This window comes from Ruegeria sp. HKCCD6426, assembly GCF_057221115.1.
In genome coordinates this window covers 84117-109965 of the sequence record NZ_JBWVBF010000005.1, presented here as the reverse complement: position 1 = coordinate 109965, position 25849 = coordinate 84117, and the positions used below count along the sequence as shown (strand labels likewise).

General features: G+C 56.0%; 25 protein-coding genes. 12 read left to right on the top strand and 13 right to left on the bottom strand.

Annotation, left to right across the window (positions count from 1 at the left end; translation table 11 throughout):
- Nucleotides 1-27 precede the first annotated feature (27 nt).
- The 4 genes from speB to AC2TDA_RS15455 all read right to left on the bottom strand — a co-directional run bounded on the left by speB (nt 28) and on the right by AC2TDA_RS15455 (nt 3990).
- Complete coding sequence (gene speB / locus AC2TDA_RS15470) at nt 28-993, bottom strand: agmatinase (RefSeq protein WP_480879576.1); 966 nt, start codon at nt 991-993, stop codon at nt 28-30.
- Between the two features lie 21 nt (nt 994-1014).
- Nucleotides 1015-2295: a TRAP transporter large permease gene (locus tag AC2TDA_RS15465; protein ID WP_480847362.1), complete on the bottom strand. Its 1281-nt coding sequence runs from the start codon at nt 2293-2295 to the stop codon at nt 1015-1017.
- Entirely contained in the window at nt 2292-2897 is a 606-nt protein-coding gene (locus AC2TDA_RS15460; RefSeq protein ID WP_480879575.1) for a TRAP transporter small permease, read from the bottom strand. Before AC2TDA_RS15460 ends, AC2TDA_RS15465 begins: the two co-directional genes overlap by 4 nt.
- A gap of 76 nt (nt 2898-2973) precedes the next feature.
- On the bottom strand, nt 2974-3990 hold the full coding sequence (locus AC2TDA_RS15455) for a TRAP transporter substrate-binding protein (protein WP_480879574.1): 1017 nt from the start codon (nt 3988-3990) through the stop codon (nt 2974-2976).
- Nucleotides 3991-4137: 147 nt separating this feature from the next.
- On the opposite strand from AC2TDA_RS15455, the gene AC2TDA_RS15450 reads away from it, so the two are divergent.
- From AC2TDA_RS15450 to iolB, 6 genes are all read left to right on the top strand, one after another.
- Nucleotides 4138-5037, top strand: coding sequence for a LysR family transcriptional regulator (locus AC2TDA_RS15450; RefSeq protein ID WP_480879573.1), 900 nt, complete (start codon nt 4138-4140; stop codon nt 5035-5037).
- Nucleotides 5038-5208: 171 nt separating this feature from the next.
- Entirely contained in the window at nt 5209-6240 is a 1032-nt protein-coding gene (locus AC2TDA_RS15445; protein ID WP_480879572.1) for a LacI family DNA-binding transcriptional regulator, read from the top strand.
- A 247-nt stretch (nt 6241-6487) separates the two neighbouring features.
- Nucleotides 6488-7489 (top strand): inositol 2-dehydrogenase, encoded by a 1002-nt coding sequence (iolG, locus tag AC2TDA_RS15440; RefSeq protein ID WP_480879571.1) that lies wholly within the window; start codon nt 6488-6490, stop codon nt 7487-7489.
- Between the two features lie 209 nt (nt 7490-7698).
- The gene (locus AC2TDA_RS15435; RefSeq protein WP_480879570.1) at nt 7699-8196 is read left to right on the top strand and encodes a PfkB family carbohydrate kinase; all 498 of its coding nucleotides are present in this window, start codon (nt 7699-7701) and stop codon (nt 8194-8196) included.
- A gap of 20 nt (nt 8197-8216) precedes the next feature.
- Nucleotides 8217-9137: a myo-inosose-2 dehydratase gene (gene iolE, locus AC2TDA_RS15430; protein ID WP_480847370.1), complete on the top strand. Its 921-nt coding sequence runs from the start codon at nt 8217-8219 to the stop codon at nt 9135-9137.
- 176 nt (nt 9138-9313) lie between these two features.
- Nucleotides 9314-10138, top strand: a complete 825-nt coding sequence (gene iolB / locus AC2TDA_RS15425) for a 5-deoxy-glucuronate isomerase (RefSeq protein ID WP_480879569.1) — start codon at nt 9314-9316, stop codon at nt 10136-10138.
- A 98-nt stretch (nt 10139-10236) separates the two neighbouring features.
- On the opposite strand, the gene AC2TDA_RS15420 is transcribed toward iolB, so the two are convergent.
- Complete coding sequence (locus tag AC2TDA_RS15420; protein ID WP_480879568.1) at nt 10237-11352, bottom strand: THUMP domain-containing class I SAM-dependent RNA methyltransferase; 1116 nt, start codon at nt 11350-11352, stop codon at nt 10237-10239.
- 298 nt (nt 11353-11650) lie between these two features.
- Here AC2TDA_RS15420 and AC2TDA_RS15415 point away from each other — a divergent pair, with 298 nt between their 5' ends.
- Genes AC2TDA_RS15415 through nqrF form a run of 6 tightly spaced genes read left to right on the top strand, consistent with a single transcriptional unit; the run spans nt 11651 to nt 17525 of the window.
- Nucleotides 11651-12994: a Na(+)-translocating NADH-quinone reductase subunit A gene (locus tag AC2TDA_RS15415; RefSeq protein WP_480879567.1), complete on the top strand. Its 1344-nt coding sequence runs from the start codon at nt 11651-11653 to the stop codon at nt 12992-12994.
- Between the two features lie 5 nt (nt 12995-12999).
- On the top strand, nt 13000-14208 hold the full coding sequence (locus AC2TDA_RS15410) for an NADH:ubiquinone reductase (Na(+)-transporting) subunit B (protein WP_480879566.1): 1209 nt from the start codon (nt 13000-13002) through the stop codon (nt 14206-14208).
- Nucleotides 14201-15028 carry a Na(+)-translocating NADH-quinone reductase subunit C gene (locus tag AC2TDA_RS15405; protein WP_480847376.1) on the top strand — a complete coding sequence of 276 codons (828 nt, stop codon included), beginning with the start codon at nt 14201-14203 and terminating at the stop codon, nt 15026-15028. Before AC2TDA_RS15410 ends, AC2TDA_RS15405 begins: the two co-directional genes overlap by 8 nt.
- Nucleotides 15028-15681 (top strand): NADH:ubiquinone reductase (Na(+)-transporting) subunit D, encoded by a 654-nt coding sequence (locus tag AC2TDA_RS15400; protein WP_480879565.1) that lies wholly within the window; start codon nt 15028-15030, stop codon nt 15679-15681. The genes AC2TDA_RS15405 and AC2TDA_RS15400 overlap by 1 nt, the downstream gene beginning before the upstream one ends.
- Nucleotides 15681-16289, top strand: coding sequence for an NADH:ubiquinone reductase (Na(+)-transporting) subunit E (gene nqrE / locus AC2TDA_RS15395; RefSeq protein ID WP_010441340.1), 609 nt, complete (start codon nt 15681-15683; stop codon nt 16287-16289). Before AC2TDA_RS15400 ends, nqrE begins: the two co-directional genes overlap by 1 nt.
- 12 nt (nt 16290-16301) lie before the next feature.
- Nucleotides 16302-17525: an NADH:ubiquinone reductase (Na(+)-transporting) subunit F gene (gene nqrF, locus AC2TDA_RS15390; protein WP_480847378.1), complete on the top strand. Its 1224-nt coding sequence runs from the start codon at nt 16302-16304 to the stop codon at nt 17523-17525.
- A 34-nt stretch (nt 17526-17559) separates the two neighbouring features.
- On the opposite strand, the gene AC2TDA_RS15385 is transcribed toward nqrF, so the two are convergent.
- The 8 genes from AC2TDA_RS15385 to AC2TDA_RS15350 all read right to left on the bottom strand — a co-directional run bounded on the left by AC2TDA_RS15385 (nt 17560) and on the right by AC2TDA_RS15350 (nt 25838).
- Complete coding sequence (locus AC2TDA_RS15385; protein ID WP_480879564.1) at nt 17560-18456, bottom strand: glycosyltransferase family 2 protein; 897 nt, start codon at nt 18454-18456, stop codon at nt 17560-17562.
- Nucleotides 18450-18983 carry an LbetaH domain-containing protein gene (locus tag AC2TDA_RS15380; protein ID WP_480879563.1) on the bottom strand — a complete coding sequence of 178 codons (534 nt, stop codon included), beginning with the start codon at nt 18981-18983 and terminating at the stop codon, nt 18450-18452. Before AC2TDA_RS15380 ends, AC2TDA_RS15385 begins: the two co-directional genes overlap by 7 nt.
- Nucleotides 18980-20131, bottom strand: a complete 1152-nt coding sequence (locus tag AC2TDA_RS15375) for a glycosyltransferase (protein WP_480879562.1) — start codon at nt 20129-20131, stop codon at nt 18980-18982. Before AC2TDA_RS15375 ends, AC2TDA_RS15380 begins: the two co-directional genes overlap by 4 nt.
- Nucleotides 20122-20679 (bottom strand): hypothetical protein, encoded by a 558-nt coding sequence (locus AC2TDA_RS15370; RefSeq protein WP_480879561.1) that lies wholly within the window; start codon nt 20677-20679, stop codon nt 20122-20124. Before AC2TDA_RS15370 ends, AC2TDA_RS15375 begins: the two co-directional genes overlap by 10 nt.
- 182 nt (nt 20680-20861) lie before the next feature.
- Nucleotides 20862-22100 carry a hypothetical protein gene (locus AC2TDA_RS15365; RefSeq protein WP_480879560.1) on the bottom strand — a complete coding sequence of 413 codons (1239 nt, stop codon included), beginning with the start codon at nt 22098-22100 and terminating at the stop codon, nt 20862-20864.
- Nucleotides 22097-23341: a lipopolysaccharide biosynthesis protein gene (locus tag AC2TDA_RS15360; protein WP_480879559.1), complete on the bottom strand. Its 1245-nt coding sequence runs from the start codon at nt 23339-23341 to the stop codon at nt 22097-22099. Before AC2TDA_RS15360 ends, AC2TDA_RS15365 begins: the two co-directional genes overlap by 4 nt.
- A gap of 52 nt (nt 23342-23393) precedes the next feature.
- Entirely contained in the window at nt 23394-24407 is a 1014-nt protein-coding gene (locus AC2TDA_RS15355) for an NAD-dependent epimerase/dehydratase family protein (RefSeq protein WP_480879558.1), read from the bottom strand.
- 81 nt (nt 24408-24488) lie between these two features.
- Nucleotides 24489-25838 carry a polysaccharide biosynthesis/export family protein gene (locus AC2TDA_RS15350; protein WP_480879557.1) on the bottom strand — a complete coding sequence of 450 codons (1350 nt, stop codon included), beginning with the start codon at nt 25836-25838 and terminating at the stop codon, nt 24489-24491.
- Nucleotides 25839-25849: the final 11 nt, after the last annotated feature.

The following is a 25849-nucleotide window of genomic DNA, read 5'->3' as shown; positions in this document are numbered from 1 at the left end:
CTTGTTTAGATAGAACAATTTGTCCGATCAGGCCTTATTGTGGAAGATGAAGCCGATGAAGTTCAACAGCAATTGTGCGGCCAGTATCTGGGTGCTTTCGCTGGGGTCATATGCGGGGGCGACTTCAACCAGATCGATCCCAACGACATCGCCGCGTTTGGTCAGGCCCTGTAGAATTTCCAGTACGTCATAATACTGGAACCCACCATGGCTGGGCGTTCCGGTGCCCGGAGCGATTGACGGGCAGAAGGCGTCGATATCGATGGTAACGTAATAACGGCTGGCCTCTGGAATACGATCCAGAACGCCCTGAGTACCCAACTTGCGCACCTGACGAACCGACAAGATATCCGAACCGCGCGCGCGGGCATCGTCATAGCCCTCTTTCGCAGTAGACGAGACATTGCGGATACCCAGCTGGGTCATGCCGGTCACATAATCCTTCTCTATCGCGCGACGCATCGGGTTGCCGTGGCCGACGGTCACGCCGTGACGTTCATCGACGAAATCCAAATGCGCATCAATCTGAATGACGTGAAGCGGGCCGTTCTTGGTGCAATCCTCGGCATAGGCGTTGATACAAGGAATATTGACCGAATGATCGCCACCGATGGTGACGGGGATCGCGCCTGCATCCAGGATTTTCTTCACACCATACTCAATATTGGCGTGGCTCTCTTCGGTCTTTGTGTGAATGATGTCGGCGTCACCCAGATCCACGATGTGTACATCGCTGCCCAGATAGGTAGCATCATCTTCGTGATCATATGCACCTGCGTGACCAAAGCTGAACAAGGTCGATGCTTCGCGCACGGAACGGGGACCGAAGCGCGCGCCAGGCCGGAACTGACAACCGAAGTCAAACGGCGCCCCAAGGATCGCCACATCCGCGTCGATCTCGTCCCAATTTTCGACATAGGGTTTCTTACCAAAGGTCGAGATGCCGACAAAAGGCAGATTCAGACGACCAGCTTCATAACCATGTCCCGACATGATTTCTCCGTTTCTTATGGTTTAGCGATAGGCCAGTTCCGGCAGGAACAGGGCGATTTGAGGGAAGGCTACCAGCAACCCGGTCACAATCAAAAGAATGATCAGGAACGGTGGCACTCCACGTACGACTTCAACAAAGGGTCGCCGGAAGACGGCGATTGCGGTGAACAGGTTGCAGCCAAAGGGGGGAGTAGCCGCGCCGATGGCAACTTGCAGCGTGATCAGGACACCGACAAGCACTGGATCCAGACCGCTGGCCTTGATCATCGGGGCAAAGATAGGGACCAGGATCAGGATTACCACGATCGAGTCCACAAACATGCATCCGACAAAGAAAGCGATGTTGATGGCGAGCAGAACCATTAGAGGGCTAGCCTGTTCCAGCCCTAGCGCGGCAATGATGGATTGCGGTACTTGTGCAAAGCTAAGTGTCCAGCTGAACGCGGCGCCTGCCGCGATCAAGATGAACACGACCGAGGTGATAGCGCCTGTAGACAGGGCGATGTCGAATAGGTCCCCAACCTTGATCGAGCGGAATATCACCACCTCGAGCACGACGGCATAGAGTACGCAGATCGCAGCAGCTTCGGTCGGTGAAAAGACACCGCCATAGATGCCGCCCACGATGATGGCGGGGAAGCCCATCGGCCACAACGCCTTGCGCAGGGCGGTGAAGCGTTGCCCCCAGCCTTCGCGGGGCAGTACCGGAATGTCGTGGCGATAGGCATAAAACATGCAATAGGCCGAGAACAACACCACGATCAGCAGACCCGGCAGGATGCCAGCAATGAACAATTGCGAGATCGAGGTGCCCGACACGACGCCATAGATAATCATGCCGATGGATGGCGGGATCAGATATGCCAGATCGGCGGCGTTCACGATCAGACCGATCGAGAAACTGTCGCTGTAACCCGATTTCAGCATGCGCGGACGCATCGCTCCACCGATGGCCACAACTGTGGCCTGGGTCGAACCACATACCGCGCCGAACAGCGCGCAGGCCGATGTGACGGAAATAGCTAGCCCGCCTTTGATATGGCCCATGAAGCTCATCACCAGATCGATCAGCCGGTTGGCGGAGTGCCCCCGCGTGATGATGTCGGCAGCCAGAATGAACATTGGTACTGCGATCAATGCAGCAGGTTTAACGCCTCCGATCATTTGCTGAATCAGGATCTGCATGTTCATTTCGGGGAAATAGACGAGGAAACCCAGTACCGCTGCCGAGATTAGCGGCATTTTCATTGGAAAGCCCGCAAGCAGCAGGACGATCATGACGGCAAGCATCAATTCAGTCATTTGTCTGCCTCCGCGGATTCTTCGAATTTCTTGATGGCTGCCGCCGTTTCCGGGTCTTCATAACTGTCAATTTCGAGGTACGAGACATAGACGTCTTTCTCGGCAAAATTCAGGTTCCGGATCGCCGTCAGCAGGTATTGGAATGAAGCGAGGCTCAAGCCGATCACTACCCAGACGTAAGTCAGATAGAGAGGTAGTTGCAGCGCCGGAGTGATCCGCCCGCGTGAAGCCACTTTCTGCACATATTCCAGCGCGTACCAGGCTAGAACTGCCATGATCACGGCCGTCGTCGTTGCAATCACGACCATCAGCCCTTTGCGGATTTTTATCGGTAACGCGTCGTAGATTGCCGACATTCGAATATGGATGCCCTTGCGTGTGGCATATCCCAGCCCCATGAACGTGACGATGACAATCAGGAACTCGTTTAACTCCTCGGAAAAATAGATGGACTGGTTGAACACATAGCGCCCAATGACATTGGCAATCGTGTTTGCAGCCATCAGGATGATCCCCCAGCCCAGGATCCAGACTTCGATCCGTCCGATGACGGCGTCAATCCTTCCCAAGAAGCCGAAGGGAGTGGCAGTACCGCTTGGCATAGTTTCCTCCCATTTTCTGAAAGCCCTCACGCACAAAGTGCGTGAGGAGGTGTTGCGCGTGGTTTGGGGGGAGGGATTAATTGCCCGACAGTTCTGCCTGAAGCGAGTCCAGCAATTCCTGACCACGGTCGCCAACAGTTTCGACATAGGCGGCAGAGGTGCCGGTGCTACGTTCGCGGAAAGCGTCACGCTCTTCTTCTGTCAGCACAACCAGCCCGATATCCGGTTTGGCTTCCTTGATGATATCCAGACGCTTTTGGTTAAAGTCGGTGACTACGCCATCGATGAATCCGGTCATGTCCGCCATGGTGTCGCGCACCAGCTGCTGACGGTCAGGGTTGAGGGTTTCGAACCAGTCCGATCCGGCCACGACGGTGGTGACAAGCTCTTGCTCACCAGCCCAGATCAGGTGGCTGGTGACTTCGTAGAATTTCATCTCTTCGATAGTCGGGATCGGGTTGACCTGACCGTCGACAGCACCCAGCTGAAGCGCGCCGAACACTTCACCAAACGGCAGCGGCGTCGGGCTGGCACCCATGTTCTTGTAGGTTTCCAATAGGATAGGCGAAACCATCACACGCATCTTGAAGTTCTCGAAATCTTCAGGCGTGCGGATTTCACGATTTGTTGTCCAGACCTGCGGGCCTTCGGAATACATGGTCATGACTTCCAGACCGCGCTTGCGGAAATCGTCGTTCAGCGGGCCGTAAATGGTTTCCGACGTGCTGAGGATATTCGAAATCGCCGCCGGGTCAGAGGGCAGCAGATATGGCAGCAGGAACGCCTGGCTTTCCGGCACGATGGTGCCTAGGTTGCCAATCGAAACGTTGGTGAACTGGATCACACCGTCCGCAGCCTGCTCGACCGTCTCGGTGGGCGTGCCCAAGGTGCCCATCGGATAGACGGTCACGGTTACTTCACCATTTGTGGCCGCTTCGATGCGCGATTTGAACTCTTGCGCATAGGCATCCATGATTGAGCCTGGAATCTCTTCGATGGCGAATTTCCAGTCCTCGGCCAAAGCGGCGAGCGGTGTTAGGCTAAGCAGGGCAACTGTGGCAGTTGTTCTCACGTGTCGTAGGGTAAATGTCATGCAGGTTTCCTCCCTATGGTCCTTTGCAGTCTTCAGGTTGGTGACCAGCACAGCACAGAAAAATACACAAAAAAATATCATATTGATTATGTTCACATGAGGAAGTTTTATGTAATCCTGCATCAGAACTCATAGGGTAAATAGGCATTGAAACTGCTCAGAAATACACTGTTGGAAACCTTCGTGACGGTGGTCGAATGCGGCGGGTTCACCGATGCACAATACGCGCTAGGCATCACTCAATCGGCGATCAGCATTCGAATTCGTGACCTGGAGGCGGCGCTTGGGTACCGGGTGTGCGAGCGCGGGCGCGGCGGGTTTCGCCTGACCGAGCGGGGCGAAATCGCCTACAGGAAAGCGGGTGAGATTCTGCGCAATGTCCGGGATTTTGATGCCGAGCTGCTGGAATTGCGTGACGCTGTCACTGGGGATCTGAGGATCGGTATTGTGGACACGGTCAATACGCTCGCAGATCTGCACCTGACCAAATCGCTAAAAAGGTTCCTGGATCGCCCGAACGAAGTCCGACTGGAGATGGTAGTTGCCTCGCCTACCGAATTGACGCAGCGGTTGATCACCGGCGATCTGCACGTCGCCATCGCGCCCTTCCGAAATCATGTGGCAGAACTCAGCTACACCAAGCTTTGTCAGGAGGAACACCGGCTATATTGTGGGCATGGCCATCCGTTGTTCGACATTCCGGATGAAGAAATCAGTCCTGATGTTCTTTCCCAATATCAGATTTGCCAGCGCTCTTACGACATGTCCGTTTCGCCGGAGATAAAAACGACAGAGTTAAGGGCCGTCGTTGCGAATATGGAAGCAATGGCAGCGCTGATAGAAACCGGGCATTATCTTGGAACTTTGCCGGTGCACTTCGCACAAAACTGGATGCACTTCCAAAAGCTCAGGGATCTTGCCCCAGACAAATTGCAGTGGAATTCGACCTTCTACCTGGCCACTCGATCGACCCACGTGAGCAGGCGCGCGGTCGAGCTTTTTGTCGAAGACATGTTTTATTTTACCGTCGGCAAGAACAGCGACTGACGGGATGATATGCCCTTCGTTTAGGTTCCAGCGTGTAGTCTACGAAGGAGGCATCCTTGAAGGATGACCAAACAGCACCGAGCGTGACCATGACTTTGTAGCGAAAAACTCACAGTTGATGTAAAGGCATCATCACGTTGTGATTTCAATCACGGTGTGTACGGAGGCCGAATGTCAAAACGTTCAACGATCTCGGAGATTGCGCGTGCAGCGGGTGTTGGAACAGCGACTGTGGACCGCGTGCTGAATGATCGTGGGAATGTCAGGGAAGAAACCAAGCGCAAAGTATACGACGCAGCGGTTTCCGTTGGCTATCATGCCGTACCGCTGCTGCGCGACCGACTGCGGTCGAGTTTTACCGTTCGGAAGCTGGGTATTCTGCTGCAAAAGGAAAATCAGGAGTTCTACCAAAGCCTTGCACGGAAATTTGAAGAGCATGTTTTGGCATATCCGGGTATCCGAGGGCAGGCTGAAATCGTTTACGCGAAATCACAGGATCCCAATGAACATGCCAAGCTTCTGGCCGAGTTGGGACGGAGAAATCACGTCGTTGCGGCAACGGCCGTAAACCACCACGAAGTATCACGCACTGTGCGGGATTTACGAGAAACCAACACGCCTGTCTTTTCACTTCTGAACGATTTCGGTCAGGGGCTGACGCATGCCTATATCGGCTTAAACAATATGAAAGTTGGTCGTATTGCAGGTTGGGCGGTCAATAGTGTCACTCATCGCAAAGGAAAAATTGCGGTATTTGTTGGAGGCAGCCGGTGGCATGGTCACGAGTTGAGGGAAACCGGCTTTCGCAGTTACCTTCGGGAGCACTCTTCGCATCACCATTTGCTGGAAACACTGGTCAACTTGGAAACTCGGAACGTGACCTATGAGGCAATGCTGGATCTGTTGCACCGGCATTCAGATCTCAGAGGGGTTTTTGTCGCCGGAGGGGGCATGGAAGGCGCGATTCAGGCGGTGCGCGAAAACCGGGACCCTGGCGAGGTTGCAATAGCGGTCAACGAACTGACCCGACTGTCCCAGAGCGCCCTTCAGGACGGGTATGTAAGCTTGATCTGTAGCACGCCGTTGGATCGGTTGTGCAAAACGTTGGTTCAAACGATGGTAGAAGCCTGCTCTGAACATTCAGCAGGTGAACCCCGACAGATATTCCTGCAGCCAGAGATTTTTGTGCCGGAAAGCCTTTGATGATTTAAATACATCATAGCAAAGCTATTTCACATCACCTTTGATGTGATTTTAGTTGGTTAACAGTTGATTTGGCTCTGTTTGAATTGCTTGAGTCACACTACCTTCCAAACTCAGTCGGAGCCCAACGTAACCCGAGCTTTCTCATCGAATGTTCCGAACGCTGCTAAGTTAAACCTTCCGGGTGTACCAGCAACCCAGCGAACCGGACTGACCTTGGGCAGGATGTGCAATATCGAGGTGTGAAATGACTATAAGAATGGCCCTGCTCGGAGCAGGTCGAATAGGTAAAGTGCATGCTCAGGCGATTGAGGGAAATCAGGATGCTAAGCTTGTAGCCGTATCGGATGCGTTCCCGCAAGCGGCGCAGGGTATCGCAGACCAGTATGGCTGCGTAGTTCGAAGCACTGACGAGATTGCTAACGACCCAGACATCGAAGCGGTGATCATCTGCACGCCCACCAACACACACGCCGACCTCATTGAGCAGTTTTCGCGTGCTGGTAAGGCGATTTTCTGCGAAAAACCGATCGATCTGGATCTTGATCGGGTCAGGGCGTGCCTGACGGTTGCGGAAGAAAACAATGCCCGCCTGATGCTGGGCTTCAATCGTCGTTTCGATCCCCATTTTGGTGCGGTCAAACAGGCAATCACAAATGGCAAATTGGGCGCCGTCGAGCAGATCACCATCACCTCACGCGACCCGGGCCTGCCACCGTATGAGTATATCGACGTATCCGGTGGCATCTTCCGGGACATGACGATTCACGATTTCGACATGGCTCGTTTTCTGCTGGACGAAGACGTCGCGACGGTGATGGCCACGGCCTCGGTTTTGGTCGATCCCAAAGTTGGTGACCACAACGATTTTGACACTGCCACTGTGGTTCTGACCACAGCGAGCGGCAAGCAGTGTACCATACTGAACTCGCGCCGCGCTTCTTATGGTTATGATCAGCGTGTCGAAGTGCTAGGCTCCGAGGGGCTGGTTTCGGCCGAAAACCAGCGGCCTGTTTCCATCGAGATCGCAAACGCCAACGGGTACACCCGCCCTCCACTGCATGATTTTTTCATGACCCGTTATACCGAGGCCTATGCGGCTGAAATCGCCGCCTTTGTCGCCACAATTCGTGATGGCGCGAAAGCATCTCCATCGGGATATGACGGTATGATGGCGCTGGCCCTGTCCGAGGCGGCTTTGAAATCCGTGGCCGAGGGGCGTGTTGTCTCGGTGAGTGAGATTCTCTGAGGCGGCCATGACAAAGACCCTGGGACTTCTCACCATAAGCCGATCCTCGGTCGATCTGCGCCGCGCGCGGCCTGAAACAGCGGCGCTTAAGGCGGTGGAACTGGCGCGATAATGTGGCGTGCGGACAGCAATAGACATCCAATCGGTGGGGTGTTGATGGGCATGGCGGCCGAGAGGGCCGTCATGTTGAAAGCGCGAAGGTGACGAAGATGCTGCAATCGATCCTTCACCAGTTCGATCTCATCGCCGGGGACCGAAAGGAGATTTACATTGCCCGCGGCACTGCGGACGCAAACGCGGCTCCGCAGGCCATCCGAGCGGTGACTGACGCGGCTGTTGTTCGCAAAAGTGACCCTTTGGGTGCCGGGGACGGGTTCATATCCGGCTTTCTCAAAAGTTGGCTGGATGACGATAACTGGCCAACTGCGCTGGATTACGCCAATGCCTGTATGATGGGTGTCAAGATCACCGCTGTGATCCCCGACAACCGGCGCTTTGGCTGCATCAACCGACTGCAAAGTGGCACTGGGGGTGCCGAGTTCAACAACTTGCTGAACCACACCCATCACGTGAACCCGTCAAATATCGACTTTGCCGCGCATACGGCATCGATGGAGGCGGCCAGCACTCACGTAGGTTCGATTGCGGAACTGGAAGAACCCCTTGCGCGTGGTAAAAAAGCAGCTCTGCGTGCACGCCTGAACTGAATGTAAAGACGGATAAATTCATGATCCAATACGGAACGAACCCCATCGCCTGGGCCAATGACGACGACCAGACCCTAGGCGCGCATATCCCTACCGAACAGATTCTGGCTGAGGCCAGCCAGATCGGCTTCGATGGGATCGAAAACGGCCACCGATGGCCGCAGAACGACCCCGAGGCGTTGAAGCAGCTATTGGGCGGGCATGGCCTGCAGTTTATTTCCGGTTGGCATTCTATGAACCTGCTGGCGCATTCGGTTTCAGAGGAGAAGGCCGCGATTCAACCGCACTTGGACAAGCTCAAGCACAATGGCTGCAAGGTGTGCATCGTCTGCGAAACGTCAAACTCGGTGCAAGGTCTTGACGTACCCGTCAACGACGCGCCAGTTCTAAACACCGATGAGATGACAGAATTCGGAGCAAAAGTCGAAGAGATTGCCCAATACTGCTCGGATCAGGGCATTGATTTGGTTTATCATCACCACATGGGAACAGTGGTTGAAACTCTTACCGAGATCGACGCCTTCATGGCATCCACTGGTCCGGCGACCAAACTGTTGTTCGATGCCGGCCATTGCTATTTCGGGTCCAACGGACAGGACCCTGTCCCGGTGCTTGAGAAATATGCCGACCGGGTGCGCCACTTTCACGCCAAAAACGTGCGACCCGATGTAATGAAGCGAGTGCGCGAAACAGACATGCCATTCATGGATAGTGTCCGGGCCGGTGTTTTCACCGTGCCAGGCGACCCTGAAGGAGGCATCGACTTTACCCCTTTGTTACGCGTGCTCAAAGACAAGGGCTATGACGGGTGGATCGTCATCGAGGCTGAGCAGGACCCCGAGGCGCGCAACCCGTATGACTATCAGTCCATGGGTCTGGCCTCTCTGAAGCAGACCGCCCGCGACATCGGGCTGGAGAGAGGTCGAGTGGGCGATGTTTGACACTTCTCACCCCTGGTTCCGACCGCTCTGGGTGCGGGTTGTCTTGGTTGCTGCCTGTCTGGGATGGGCCGGGTTTGAATTTTTGACAGGATCTCCTGGGTGGGCTCTTGTATTTGGAGGGGCTGGTGCTGTCTGCGCATACGCTTTGTTGTTGACCTATAAACCGGAGAATTCAGATGACTGATCTGTTGCGCAAACCAACAGCGCCCGCAGGCAAAGTACATGACATCACTGTGGCCAGCGCAAAAGGCCCGCAAAGCTCCGATTGGAGTTACGTTGGCTTTGGCCTTTATCATCTGGAGCCGGGCGAAACCGTGTCCGAGGCGACCGGTGACCGAGAAGTCATTCTGGTGTTGGTCGAAGGTAAGGCAAAGCTGTCTTGCGACAATCTGGATTTTGGTGAAATGGGCGACCGGATGAGCGTGTTTGAAAAGACGCCACCGCATTGCGCCTATGTGCCCAATGACAATGCCTGGTCCGCGACTGCCACCACCCGATGCGTTCTAGCAGTGTGCAGCGCGCCGGGCGAAGGAAACTACCCCGCCAGCCGTCTCGGACCAGAGGGGATCGAACTGACGCCACGTGGCTCGGGACAGAACACTCGGTACATCAATAACATCGCCATGGAAGGTCGCGACGTGGCCGACAGCTTGCTGGTAACCGAGGTTTTCACACCTGACGGCAACTGGTCTTCGTACCCCAGCCACCGTCATGACGAGGATGACTTCCCCAACATGACCTACCTGGAGGAGACCTACTATCACCGGATAAGTCCGGGGCAAGGTTTCGGGATTCAGCGGGTCTATACCGAGGATGGCAGCCTGGATGAAACCATGGCCGTCAAGGATGGTGACGTGGTTCTTGTCCCGAAGGGACACCATCCCTGTGGCGCTCCCTACGGGTATGAGATGTACTATCTGAATGTAATGGCCGGTCCGATGCGAAAATGGCGGTTCAAGAACGATCCCGACCACGACTGGATCGCACAGCGCGATGCGTGATTATGGCGATTGCCACTACAGCTGAATCAAGGCCTGAATTTTCGCTATATCCGAGTTCGTTTTCCGCGATGGGGCGAATCTCGTAAATGGAGGCTAGGTCAGTGTAGTGCATCCGTTCGATACAGACGAATTTTCGTACCACCATGGTCGACGATCGGGCCAGGTGGCAACAGTGGCAGGCGCGTCGAACGTGCCAGTGAAGCGTTGCTGGTGACGATCCCGACCCGCCAGCCCTGAAACCGGGACATCAAAACTTTGCCAAGGCTGCCATAAAGCGAACGCAGCCGTTTCTCGTCTCCGATCCGCGCACCATAGGGTGGGTTGGCAATGACCAGACCCGGAGGGCCATCCGGCGGTTTTATCTCGCCGATAGAGCGCTGCTGAAACCGGGTGATGTCCCCAACGTTGGCACGCGAGGCATTTGTCGAAGACGCCTCAATGGCGCCTGCGTTTCGATCCGAACCCCAAAATGTCAGGTCTGGCGAATGCGCAACCGCATTGCGCCGCATATCCTGCCAGGAATCGTTGTCGAACGTCAGAAGATTTTCGAACGCAAATTGCCGGGATCGGCCGGGATACAGCCCGGACGCGATCTCCGCCGCTTCGATCACAAATGTACCTGAGCCGCACATCGGATCCAGTACCGGTTCGGTCCCATCGAATCCGCATTCACGCAAGAACATCGCTGCCATGGTCTCACGCATCGGAGCCTTGGCAACGGCGGGTTTATGGCCGCGTTTGTGTAGGGGCTCGCCCGAGCTGTCGACCGAGAAGGTGCAGATGTCCTTTTCGATTCGCAGCATTACGCGCAAGGCAGCATCCGGCGAAATGGTGGCCCCAAGTGTTTCAGAAATGGCCTTTTCAACTCGCTGGCGCGCCGCCCCGGCATGATAGATGCGGGATTTTCGACTGGTCGCTTCAACCTTGACCGGGACGTCGGCGCGCAAAATGTCGGGCCAGGGAAACTTGCGGGCGCGCTTATCCAACTGGGCAAGATGCACTGCGGGAAAGCTGCCCAAGCGCACAAGGACCTTATTTGCCCCGCGCAGCACGAGATTAGCGCGCCACACCTCGCGCCAGCTGCCTCGGCAGACCACACCGCCACGAACGATCTTAGCACTTGCGAATCCATTTTGAACGGTTTCCGCAAACAAAGGAGCCTCTAGCCCCGGAGTGGCAATCAGGAATATCTCAAGTTCTTCAGTATTTTCCATTTCGGCTGCTTATACCGGATGTCGTTGGGGTGCGACAGGCAAATTGGTCTGGTCAAACTGTTCAGAATTGGTCCAAATTTGTATGAAAGTGATGATCAGACCTCAGTTTCTGCGGTAACAGGTTTGCGTTTAGCCCCGTCCCCGCGTAAAGGAGCCCTAATCGGAGTAACGCCTACGGATTTTGGACGGTTTTCGACGCTTTTGCGACCGGTGCCGAAAAAAGCCACGCTATTGGATGTCCCCTAAAGGGCGTCGCAGATAGAAGGCGCAGGACAGAAGCTTGGAAGAACGTAGCCACATGCAAACTTTCAAACTGAAAAAAGGGTTGGATCTGCCGATAGAAGGCGCGCCCGATCAGACCATTCAACCAGGACCGGAGTTTTCCACGGTTGCCGTTCTAGGCGGTGATTATATCGGCCTGAAACCCCGGATGCTGGTGCAAGAAGGCGATGACGTGCAACGGGGCACGCCAATATTCTGCCATAAGGATGCTCCCGATGCGATGATGGTCGCACCGCTTAGCGGCAAGGTCGTCGCGATCAACCGCGGTGCCCGTCGGGTTTTGCAGAGCGTCGTCATTGAAGTGTCAGACATCAATGACACCGGTGTTGATTTCTCGGGCATTGGCGACGGGGAAAGTGCAGAAGGCATTACTGCCAAACTCTGTGCTGCTGGTCTGTGGGCCGCCTTCAGAACGCGTCCCTATTCGAAGATGCCAGAGCCGGGTAATAAACCGGCGGCAATCTTCGTGACTGCGATGGATACAGATCCGCTGGCGCCCGATGCAGCAACGATAATTGCCGATGCCAACGAGGCATTTACCGCTGGTCTGGCCACCGTATCTCGATTGACCGATGGCAAGACCTACCTTTGTCAGAAGGAAGGCGATTCGATTTCCGGTACTGATCTGCCAGGTGTCGAAGCCGCTGGTTTTTCTGGGCCACATCCGGCAGGGCTGGCGGGTACGCATATCCATTTCCTTGAACCTCTGGTAGGTGACAAACAGGTCTGGACCATCGGCTATCAAGATGTGATCGCCATCGGTCGCTTGATGCAGACCGGTCATCTGGATCCTAATATCGTGATCGCTCTGACCGGGCCGGGTGCACGCCAGCCGCGTCTGATCCGGACCGTCATGGGAGCTTCGACAGACGAACTGACCCGCAACGAGATCGATCTGGACGGGAAGGCGCGCATTATCTCGGGCTCGATCCTGTCCGGTCGACATGCCGAAGGTCCGCACGCCTATCTTGGCCGGTTTGCGCGTCAAATCACTATCATTCGCGAAGATCCCGATCAGATCACGATGGGATGGATCCTTCCGATGCCATCGAAATACGCCGTGCAACCGGTTCTCGGGTCGGCTTTTGCGAAAAAGCTTTATGCCTTCACCAGCAACCTGAACGGTGGACGCCGCGCGATGGTACCTACGGGTACGTTCGAGGAGCTGATGCCGCAGGACTATCTGCCAACGCAGCTGCTGCGCGCGCTTTTGGTGATGGACACCGACACCGCACAAGCGCTGGGTGCGCTGGAGCTGGACGAAGAGGATCTGGGCCTTGTGGGCTTTGCCTGTCCGGCGAAATATGAATACGGGCTGGCGCTGCGCGACTGCCTGTCCAAGATTGAAAAGGAGGGCTGAGCCGAATGGGTTTGCGCAGCTTCTTTGACCGGATCGAGCCGAACTTTACCAAGGGCGGCAAGTACGAAAAACTCTTTCCCATCTACGAGATGGTCGAGAGCTTTATCTACACTCCGAAAACCGTAACCACGGTCGCGCCTCATGCCCGGTCATACGTGGATATGAAGCGGATCATGACCTATGTCGTGATCGCCACGATCCCCTGTATCCTGTGGGGAATGTGGAATACCGGCTATCAGGCCAACTCGGCCATCGCGACGCTGGGTCCGGAGGCCGCGACTGGATGGCGGATCGCCCTCTTGCAGATGTTCGGCATCTCACTGGACCCGTCCAGCATCTTTGCCAACACCATGCACGGGCTGCTTTATTTCCTGCCAATCTACATCGTCACACTCGTGGCAGGCGGTATCTTCGAGGTGATCTTCGCCACCGTTCGGGGTCACGAAGTGAACGAGGGTTTCCTTGTTACTTCAATGCTTTATACGCTGATCTTGCCTGCAACGACGCCATTGTGGCAAGTGGCATTGGGTATCATCTTCGGCGTTGTGATCGGTAAAGAAGTATTCGGCGGCACCGGCAAGAACTTCCTCAACCCAGCACTTGTGGGTCGCGCGTTCCTGTACTTTGCCTATCCGGCTCAGATGTCGGGCGATGCGGTCTGGACACCTGTCGACGGGTTCTCGGGCGCGACGGCTCTGGCAGTTTCGGCGGCTGATGGTTTCCAGGCGCTGGCCGCGGACGGTATCACCTGGTGGAGCGCGTTTTACGGCACCATTCAGGGTAGCTTTGGCGAAACATCGACGCTGGCCTGTATCATTGGTCTGGCCTTCCTGTTGATGACCAAGATTGCCAATTACCGCCTGATCGTGGGCTGTCTGGCCGGGACAATCGCCTTTACTTGGCTGCTGAACCTGATTGGATCGGACACCAACCCAATGTTCGCGATGCCGTGGTATTGGCATGTTGTTCTGGGTGGGTACGCCTTTGGGCTGGCCTTCATGGTGACCGAACCTGTTTCGGCCAGCCACACCAATCTGGGCCGCTATATCTATGGCGCGCTGATCGGTATCATGGTTGTGTTGATCCGTGTGGTGAACCCGGCTTTCCCCGAAGGCATGATGCTGGCAATCCTGTTCGGCAACGTCTTTGCGCCGCTGATCGACTATTTCGTCGTTCAGGCAAACATCAAACGGAGGGCGCGTCGCCATGTCTGATACGCAACCCCCAGCAAAACACGACGCACCGAAAGGCGCGATTGCCCGGTTCCTGGCGGCTTCGCCGGATTCCGTTGGCAAGACGATCTTTGTCGCCGTCGCCGTTTGCCTTGTAGCTTCGATGATCGTATCGGCCGCAGCGGTCAGCCTGCGCCCGGTTCAAGAAGCCAACAAACTTAAGGACAAGCAGGTCAACGTTCTGCAGGTGGCGGGTGTCTACGAACCCGGCATCAACGTGACCGAGGCCTTTGCTGCGTTCGAACCGCATGTGCTGGACCTTGCCACAGGTGAGTTTGTCGACGATCAGTTCGACCCGGCCACATTTGACGATCTGGCCGCAGCCAGCGACCCTGCGCTTAGCGTCGCGTTGGACAATGACCCCGCAGGGATTGGCCGCAAAGCCAAGTACCGCGTGATCTACCTTCTGCGTGACGATGCAGGTGATCTGGACAAGGTGATCCTGCCGCTGCATGGCTATGGCCTGTGGTCCACGCTCTACGGCTTTATCGCGCTGGAGAACAACGGCAACGATATCTATGGCCTTCAATTCTATCAGCACGGTGAAACCCCCGGACTAGGCGCCGAGGTCGACAACCCACGCTGGAAAGCGCTGTGGAATGGCAAGAAACTACGCGACGATGCAGGCGACCTTCAGATCACCGTGGCCAAGTCGCAGCCCGCTGCTGGACCAGATTTCTATGTCGATGCGCTGGCTGGGGCCACGCTGACTTCGGTCGGTGTCGATAACCTGGTGAAATTCTGGATGGGCGATGCGGGCTTTGGTCCGTTCCTTGCCAAACTGCAAGCAGGAGATCTCTGATGTCCCAGACCAAGAAAGAAATGCTGGTCGATCCGCTTATCGACAACAACCCGATCACCTTGCAGGTGCTGGGGATCTGTTCGGCGCTGGCGGTGACTTCGTCGCTGCAGGTGTCGATCGTGATGGCGTTGGCAGTGATTTTTGTGACCTCGTTCTCGTCCTTTTTCATCTCATGCCTGCGCAACCAGATCCCCGGTTCCATCCGGATCATCGTGCAGATGGTGATCATCGCATCGCTGGTGATCCTGGTGGACCAGATCCTCAAGGCTTATGCCTTTGAGATATCCAAAACCCTGTCGGTTTTTGTAGGTCTGATCATTACCAACTGTATCGTGATGGGCCGTGCTGAGGCATTTGCCATGAAGAACCCGCCGGTCGCGTCTTTCATTGACGGCATGGGCAACGGCATGGGCTACGGTCTGATCCTGCTGCTGGTCGGTTTCATCCGCGAGCTATTCGGGGCAGGATCGCTGTTCGGCGTCACCATTCTGGAGACCGTGAACAATGGCGGCTGGTACGTGCCCAACGGCATGCTGCTGCTGCCGCCCTCGGCGTTCTTCATCATCGGTCTGATCATCTGGGCTTTCCGCACATGGAAGCCGAACCAGGTCGAAGAACGTGAATACAAAATCCAGCAGGTAGAGGCGCACTGATGGAAGGGCTTATCTCTCTGGCCGTTAAGGCCATCTTTGTCGAAAACCTCGCGCTCAGCTTCTTCCTCGGCATGTGTACTTTCATCGCCGTGTCGAAGAAGATTTCAACGGCGCTGGGTCTGGGTATTTCGGTCATGGTCGTGCAGGCGATCACGGTTCCCACGAACAACCTCCTGCTCAGTTATTTGCTGAAACCGGGTGCGCTGGCCTGGGCTGGCTTCCCGGATGTGGACCTGACCTTCCTCGGCCTGATCTCGTATATCGGTGTGATCGCCGCGATGGTGCAGATTCTGGAAATGGTGCTCGATAAGTATTTTCCGCCGCTCTACAACGCACTGGGGATCTTCCTGCCGCTGATCACGGTGAACTGCGCCATCCTTGGTGGTTCGTTGTTCATGGTGGAGCGGGACTATAACTTTGCCGAAGCGGCGACCTATGGCCTGTCTTCCGGCTTTGGCTGGGCGCTGGCGATCACCGCAATGGCCGGTGTTCGGGAAAAGCTGAAGTATTCGGACATTCCGGACGGCCTGCAAGGTCTTGGTATCACCTTCATCACCGCGGGACTGATGGCCATGGCCTTTATGTCCTTCTCGGGCGTGAAGCTGTAAGGGGAGGGGCGAATGGAAACTTTTACCCTGGGCGTTGCCCTTTTCACCCTGATCGTTTTGGCGCTGGTGGCGCTCATCATGGCGGCCCGGTCCAAGCTTGTCTCGACCGGCAACGTCAACATCACCATCAATGGCGAGAAAACCATCGCCGTGCCTGCGGGCGGCAAGCTGCTGCAAACGCTGGCGGCCGAGAAGCTGTTTGTTCCATCGGCTTGTGGCGGCGGCGGAACCTGCGCCCAGTGCCGGGTCCGCGTACATTCCGGTGGCGGGTCGATCCTGCCGACCGAAGAAAGCCATATCACCAAGCGCGAGGCTGCTTGCGGTGACCGCCTGTCCTGTCAGGTGGCGGTCAAGCAGGACATGGACATCGAAGTTCCCGAAGAGGTCTTTGGCGTCAAGAAATGGGAATGCACGGTTCGTTCGAACGAGAACGTGGCGACCTTCATCAAGGCCCTCACGCTGGATCTGCCCGAAGGAGAAGATGTGAACTTCCGCGCTGGTGGATATATCCAGATCGAAGCGCCGGCACACCAGCTCAGCTACACCGACTTCGACGTGGAAGAGGAGTATCGCGAGGACTGGGATCGCTTCAATCTGTGGCAATACAAATCCATCGTGAACGAACCGATCGAGCGCGCCTATTCGATGGCGAACTATCCGGACGAAAAAGGCATGATCATGCTCAACGTCCGCGTTGCATCGCCGCCTCCGGGGTCTGAGGGCATCCCACCGGGTCAGATGTCATCCTACATCTTCAACCTGAAACCGGGTGACAAAGTCACGATCTCAGGTCCGTTTGGTGAGTTCTTCGCCCGCGAGACTGGCAAAGAGATGGTTTTCATCGGCGGTGGTGCCGGAATGGCACCGATGCGCAGCCACATCTTCGATCAGCTCAAGCGTCTTGAGAACCGCAACCGCAAGATCAGCTTCTGGTATGGTGCGCGGTCCAAGAAAGAGATGTTCTTTGTCGAGGATTTCGACCAGCTGGCCGAAGAGTTTGACAATTTCGAATGGCACGTCGCCCTGTCGGATGCTCAGCCTGAAGACGATTGGAAAGGCTATACCGGCTTCATCCATAACGTCCTGTTCGAAGAGTACCTCAAAAACCACCCGGCTCCGGAAGATTGCGAATACTACATGTGCGGCCCGCCAATCATGAACCAGTCAGTGATCAACATGCTGCTGGATCTGGGTGTGGATCGCGAAGACATCATGCTCGACGATTTCGGCGGGTAAGAAATAAAAACCGGCGCCCATTTGGCGCCGTTTTTTATTTGTGGGTATCGATGCCCAACACCGCCTGAATCGCTGTTGGCGGGTCCACGGAATGCACCTGTATATAGGCCTCTACTTCGCGTAGTTTCGCGTCGACAAGATAACGGTACCAAAACCCTTGGAGCAGGTGAAATCTGCGCCCCTGCGGGCTATCCAGAAACCCGAGCCGAAAAATGAAACGCCACAGGAAATAGGCCCCCGCGCGGAAACCCGGGGGAAGGCGCAAATAGAAAACCTCTTTGATCCAACGTTTGCGCGCGGCCTGTGCGCCTTTGGCCGCGGCAATGGTCTCATACGGCAGAAACTGATGCCGTAGGTTAATCAGGTCTACCACTTCGCGACTGGCATATGTGTTGTGCTTGTCGATCCACCAGCCCAGTGGTTTGAGGTTGTCGTCCAGAACATGCCCGGACAACCGCACCGTTTCCCCCTGAACCTTGATATGTTCATCCATCCAACGAGCTTCACACCGACCCTTCCCCGCGCGAAACAGACGCAGCACTTCGACGGGGAATAGCCCGCCGCGGCGTACAGGGCCGCCCAGGAAGTTCATGTATCGCGGGACGTAAGCACCGGCGACATTTGATGAAAGTTCCGGCAGTTGCCGGGCAATCTCCAAACAAAGCGGTGGGCTGACAATCTCATCTGCATCCAATCGCAAAATCCATTCAGACTGATCTGACACCTGATCTAGCGCCCAGTTGAATTGTTCCGCATAATTGCGCCATGAGTTGTGCAGTACTTCTGCACCCAGATCGGCGGCAATTCGGCATGTTGCGTCCGCTGACCCGCTGTCTACAACAACTATCCGAGCAGCAACGGGCTGAACCGAAGAGATCGCTCGTGCGATATGCGGTTCTTCGTCTTTTGTCAGGATGATTACGGTCAGCATTCGTTCAGGGCGCGTGCCGGGTTGCCGACCACGGTTTGACCATCGGGTACCGACTTCATCACCACGGCCCGAGCGCCGACGATGCTGCCCTTACCTACGCAGACGTCCGGTCCGATGAATGCATCCGCCGCGATCCAGCTGTCAGACTCAATCCGGATCGGAGGTGTCAACAAAAGCCGGTCGTTACTGCGATGGTCATGGGTTCCTGCACACAGATGGGCACCTTGAGAGATCGTTGTTCTGGCTCCGATGTCAATCCGCCCCAAGGCATAAAGGATGGCACGGTCCCCGACAGCGCATTGCGTTCTCAGGGTAAGGTTCCAAGGCATTGTAATCGAAACGGTGGGAAATACATGGACGTCGCGCCCGACAGACGCTCCAAATCTGCGCAACAGCCAACGGCGCCACCCCCAAAAAGGACGCGGGCTGAGGCGAAACAAGGGCGCAGCGAAAGCCCACAGCACGCGGGCCGCCTGAATGCGACGCGGATACTTCCGCGCCTTCCGGTTTGTTGAAATATCAGTCAAAAAAGGCTTTCGTAAAACTCCAGCATTCGCTGTGCTCGACTACCCCAGTCGTGATGGTTGCGCATGAAGGCACGCGCATTCCCGCGCAAGAGGGGGACCGGGAGCCGACACAAGACCTGCGCAAGCGTTGCGGCCTCACGCGGAACGCTAATCGCAGCGCCAGCTGCTGCTGGCCCATCGGCAATTGTACCCTCTGTTCCGATCAACGTGCCGCCTGCGGCCATTGCTTCGAGCGCCGCATTCGAGTTGTTTTCAAACTTCGAAGACATCAGCACGGCATCCGCTGCTCGCAGCCAATTGTGCTTTGTTTCAGAATAGACCGGCCCATGAATGTGAAGCCTATCGGCCACACCAAGATTTCGGGCAATAGACACCAATCGGCCTAGGTCACCGCCATCTGGCCCAACTAGATGCAAATGAGCACCGAGGCCGCGGTCGCACAGCAGACGCAGTGCCTCAATTTGGAGATCAATCCCTTTGATCTGCGCTATGCGGCCTAAAAACACCAAGTTCAAGTCCTGCGCCGCCTGCCCGAATAACCTTGTCCTTAACTCGGCACGAGAGGCATTTTTCGCCGGTAGATTGACGCCATTATCGATGATGACGGACGGTCGACCCGCGGTACCAAAGCTGGTTTGCGCTTCTGCTAGTGTCTGAAAATGATAGCCGGTTACGGTCGCCAGTTGCCCACGACCGATAAGTTGCGAAAAGACCGCCTTTGCAGCAGGTGATGATTGCGCCATCGCCGATTTTTGCAGAGACCCTCGCGGAGAGAGCACAACCGGCTTACCGGCACGACGTGCCAGCACGATCATGATCGACGCGAACCCGTTCCAGTATGAATGCACGTGAACCACGTCTACCCGTTTTATGGCTCGATCCATCCGAGCCATTGAGCCGGGCTTGGGGCACCAGAAACGGCTGAAGGCGTATTGAACGGTGTGTCGCGCGGCCAAACCTTGGATCGAAGGCTCTTGCGTATCTTGACCGCAGATCAATTCGACCCGCCCCAAGGACCGTTCGGCCATAGCGGTGACCAAGCCCGCAACGCTCTGGCTGGGGCCGCCGTGGTGCAAAGCGATTGAGGGGATGGCGTGCAAAACGGTGAGGCCATTTTTTGCGGCTGGGGCGGAAGTTCTTATTTGCACTGAAATTGAAACTTTTCAACAAACCCAGCGCCTGGGCAGAGTGTATTCAAGCGCCGTAATTCGGACTGCACCAGCGTATGGCTGTCCGTAGTGAACCAGTCGAACTTGCGCGCTGCATCCGAGGTAACAGTGGTTGGCGCTTTCTGACCTGAATGACGGGTTGCAGCCAATGCCGACAGGCGCTCTCGATCGCAACATCCGTCGAACCGCTCGATTGATCGCGCCAACTGATTTGCCATTACCTTTGGATCAGCGGTGTAGGTCAAAATCGTATCCGTTCCATATCGCTCGACAGCGGCGGCGATGTGATCCGCCCAAGGATGTGGAGACTCGTATGGGTTGGAAAGCTCGGCCTTTAGAAAACCGGCGAACCGGTCCCTATCCCGACGAGCCGGGGTTGATATGCCGTAGCGTTTCACAAAAAGGGACGGGAAAAGCTCATACGGTGAGCGCACGATGTAGAAAACCTTTTTCAAGCCACCCAGGCTCAGGTCGTGCCCGTGCAGCACCTGTGAATAGAGCTGAGGCCACGAATAATGCCGAGGCACGGGCAACCCATAGTAGGCGCCCAGAATTGCCCCAATCCAAGATGTTCCAGACCTCGGATAGCCACAAATTGCAATTGAACGACGGCGGCCCAGCGACCCGCAATAAGTCCGGGTAGCGTGGCTAGACAGGCCTCGCGCCAGCCATTGCACCCGCCCTTTTCGGGCGTCTTGAACCGGGCGATCTACCAAACGCTTTGCACTTTCATCCGGCGTGAAAGAGCCAGCAAAGCAGAGCGTCCAACCAGCAGGACTAACGGTAGAGTCAGCATCCGGTGTACCGCCTGGACCCCATAAAACATTGTGTAAAAGCTGGAAGCTGCCACAAGCAGAACGAGCGTGACCAGCAACGTATCGCCCTTCCGCGCCGCCAATTGGTCAAGCAAGGCCGCCAACGCCCCAAAGTAGGTGGCGATCAGGATCAGAGTCGGGAACCCTCCGGCAAAGTACAACTCGGCGGGAACAAAAAAACCGCCACCATGCACTGCAAAACCGGATAACATAAGCGGGCCGTTGTACAACGTAACGCCAAGGCTGCGCAAAAGACCTGACGGCACAATCTGTACCCACAACGTCACCAGAAACTCTGCCGCACCGCCCCAGTAGGTCTGGTATCCGGACAAACGGATGGTGATCGCATAAAACATATGCGCGATGGACTGCGGTAACAGATCAATCTCGGTCAGAAAGCTGCCCTCGGCCGAGGGTGCCTGCATACCCCAAGATCTCAGGTAAGAGATCTGATCCAGTGCAACCAAAAGTATTGCCGCCAGAATTACGGTCTGAAGCATAGCGCGCCAGCCAAGACGCGACATCCCTACAAGGTAAAACCCGTAAGCTCCTACCAACAGAAACAACAGCGATCCGCGATCCCCGGCTAAAGCATAGTGAATAACAACCGCCCAGAATGCAGTACGGGCCAGATGAAAGTGATGCCCGGTTCCACGTGCCCGGTTAACTGCAATCAGAATAAGTAGATTGGCCATAGCACCTGCACCGCCCAGAGGGATCATCTGAAAAAGCCCCTTGTTCTGAGGATAGGGAGCGAATAACCACCAGCCGTCCGCAGAGATCGCAACCACCGCAAGGCCCGCCACAAGCGGACCCAAAACACCACCATCGGATTGGGAGAGCGCAAGAGCTGGAATTCTCAGCCGAGTTACGATCCACCAGCCTGACAGAAAGCACAGGGTGAAGGCACCAAGTATTGCGCAATTGGCCGTGACAAAGGCAGGTGGTAATTGAGCAAACACACGAACCTGTTCGATCTGACCTGTTACATCAATGGCCAGAACATAAACCGAGTAGGCAAGTACCGTAGCCAACATGCAGGCCGTAACCAGGTTTCGCCTGAGCGCGTTGTGCAACACGAATACGGTCAGCACTGCGATAAGAGGAATTTGATATTGGGGCAGGGTGATCACGCCGGACGAACGCCCGGTGTATGGGATATGATCATGGCCCAACTCAGGAACAAGGCAGATTGGCCAACTTGCGCACCGACAACGCCCCAAATCCCAAATTGCCACGCGCCCAGTAAGATCAACGCGCTTCCCAGAACAGCGGTGGAAACGCGCGGGCGCACCAGCACGGCACTATTCATGGCACCAAACTGGTGCAATGCAATCAGCTCCGCGCTGGCTGTGAAACCAGCGGTCAATACAAGCCATGGCAAGAAAACCGAAGCTTCCTGGTATTCCGGCGCGACCAGCAACCGCGCAATTTGAGTGTGAAACAGGGCAGCAATGACAAAGGCCATCCCCGTCAACCCAAGCGCCCAGAAAGTCACTCGCCAGAGCCTGTAAATCGCCGCCGCCTCATCCTGTTCGAGTTGATCGAACAACCGTGGGCTCAGGAAGCGCAGGATAGCTGACATACCAATACGTGCTGGCGCCAGCGACATTTGAGCAGCAACCGCGTAAAGAGCCAGCGAGTGAGCATCTGCAAAACTCTGCAACGCCCACCGATCCACCACCAACAGAAGCCATGTGAATGGCGCCCATGTGTAAATTGGCCGGGCAAAACGTGAAAACACCGGGTCTATTGTAAGCTCTTTACCGCATTTTACCTCAATCCCTCGCGGTGCGTGCCGGATAGACAGCGATACTAAAACCAACAGGCTGCTTGTAGCGTAGGCTGCGAACAATACCGGCACTGTTGTCCCAACGAAACGTGCAGCCAGTAGAACCAGCACAATTTTTAGAAAGGCATCCGCCGCCTGGTGCAGCGCAATCAAAATTCGAGCGCGCGCTGCGTTTCCAAGCGCGATCAGCGCGCTAACCACACCGTTAAGCAACGAATAGGGCAGAACGACCAGGATCAGGCAGGCCCATTCCGGATAGTCAAATGCCCAAGCCGCCAGAGCCAATACACACAGAGTGACGGACCAAACCCAAGACACGCGCTGATACTTGCGCCAAGCGCACATGTAATAGGCATTCCGCCCTCCGTAACGCGGTGCCAGGGCATATAGGCGCGTGATCGATTGGTTTAGCCCTCCGTACACAACCACCTGGCCGAAGCTGAACAATGTCATCGCGAGCGCCAACTTTGCGTATGCCTCGGGGCTCAGTAATTCAGTTTGAACGCGCAGCAGCAACAGCCCTCCGACCAGTAGGGCAGACTGGCCGAGCGCGACCCAAAAAGCCTCACCCCTTGCGGTCAAAGGGTGCCTCGGGTCGTTATCACTCGAGATTCAATCCCAAAGAAAGCTTCGATTATTTGCCGTGATAGTCGCGAAACCATTCGACGAAACGGGCAATGCCATCCTTGAAATCGGTCTGCGGGCGGTAACCGGTCAGGCGTTGCAAAAGATCGGTATTGGCCCAGGTGGCCGGGACATCGCCCATTTGCATAGGCATGTAGTTGCGGATGGACTTCTTGCCCACAGCCTCTTCAATGGCATCGATGAAATCCAGCAGGCGAACCTTGTCTCCATTGCCAATATTGACAACCCTGTAAGGAGCGACGGGGGACAGGCTGTCTCCCTCTTCAATCTCTTCCGGGTTTGCAGGGCGGACCGGAGGAGTATCGATCAGCAGCCGGATCCCGCGCACCAGATCATCCACATCGGTGAAATCCCGATACATGTCACCATGGTTGTAGATGTCTATCGGGCGGTCATCGAGTATCGCGTCAACGAATTTGTACAGGGCTAGATCAGGCCGACCCCAGGTGCCGTAGACCGTAAAGAACCTGAACATTGTGGTCGGCAGATCCCAAAGATGGGCATAGGAGTGGCCCATTGCCTCATTCGCCTTTTTGGTAGCAGAATAAATGGTCAGCTGGGTGTCCGCCTTTTCGACCTCAGTAAACGGCATCTCTTCATTTGCGCCATAAACCGAAGACGTTGACGCCATCAGTAAGTGGTCCACCTTTTGCAGCCGGGCAATTTCCATCACGTTGAAAGTGCCAACAATATTCGAGTCGATATAGCTGCGTGGATGCTCAAGGCTGTAGCGAACCCCAGCCTGAGCGGCCAGATGGACGATTACATCAGGTTGGAATTCCTCCGCCACTTGTATCAGGCGGTCATAGTTTTCCAGCAGATCCTCGGTCGTTGTAAAGCCAGGAGATTGAAGCAGCATCTGATGACGGCGCTGTTTCAGGGCGACGTCATAGTAGTCGGTCATCCCGTCATAGCCATGCACACGGAACCCTTCGGACAGCAGCAGCTTTGCCAGATGGAACCCGATGAATCCGGCCGTACCTGTGATCAGAACCCGTTTCATGAAACCCTCAGACGCATATGGAACCCTTGCCATCAGGGATACGTTCCCCTCGGCAACGTCAAGGGGTTTCTCATTGAAAGGTCACCCATTTGCCGCATCCAGCCCCGCATTGACCAGCGAGGGCAGGAACTGATCCAGTGCCCGACCCCATGTCGTGATTGGTTGTTCCTGAATGAAAACGATGTCGTTGGGCCGCAATTGCATCCGCGCGGCCACCGATAGGGCCGCCGGGTTGCGGGCATCCAGATGCCACGCAGTGACGGCACCGAATTCCTCGGGCTTAGGCGAGCTACGCAGTACATAGATATGTGCGGCATCCGCTGTTCGGGTGCTGAACCCACCCTGACCGAATAACGCATCCGCGAGATTAAGGTGCTGGCCGTAAGGCAGCGGCAGGCGCGCATTGCTGCGGAACTCTCCACCCAGGTAGACATAGTCGCGCTGCTCTGCCCCCAACTCGGTCCGGGTGGTGAAGTTGGTGCGAGACTCCGTCAATTCGTCCCGTTGCAGACCAACCGCGAGGTCCAGTTCAGTCAGGGCATCCGCCCGGGCCTGCCGGTTCAGGCTGATCACATCGATCTGGTCGCGGTAGTACCCCAGCGCGCGATCCAGATCATAGCTTGTATCCACAAAAACGGCGTCCCCGTTGAGCAGGTTCAGCTGCTGCAAATCAGGACGCCGAAGGTAATCCTTCATCGGAATCTGATAGAGATCGCCGGTTCGGTAAATTCTGATCGTGCCATAGTCGCGGTCGTGTGTCGTGAGTCCACCGGCAGCGGCGATTGCCTGGTTCAGGGTCAAAGGCACAACGGTTATCGCAACATTCTGAGGTGCAGCGACCAGCCCGCCAACCGCTACGCGCTTCGAGTTGTACCCAGTTAGTTCCAGCGAGAATGCCGGGTCGATCTGACGCGCGGCAAACGCATCGAAGACAGCAGCCTCAGCATCGCGCAACGATCGGTTTGCTACGCGTACGGTGCCGATGTCGGGCACGGAAATCGATCCGTCCGAACGGACAGTATACTCCCCGGAAGGCGTGCTCTGGCTAATCGCCAGCTGCCCACCTCTTTTCAGCGTGACAGTATCCCCAGTTCCCAACCGATAGGCCGGTGGTGTGACCCGAGGCGGCGGTCGAAGCTCCAATGGCTGGGGCTCGATCCGCGGCACGTCAGGTTGGGGGGGTAAGGCACCAAGCCGCCGGGTGGCGGCGCCGGTTCCGGCGGTGTCATAGAAGGATGCCGGTAATCGGCGCGGAGTGTAGGCGTTGGAACGATTGGCCACCAGAACCGTTTGCGCGGTCAGGTCGACCTCACGAACAGCGACGCTGTCTAACTGGTTGGAGACGCGGGGACTGGTATACGTCACGCCGCAGGCGCCAGGACTCAGCCCAAGCAGTAACAGTGTCAGGGTGCGGATTATGTTTGGGGTCATATTGCTCTCTG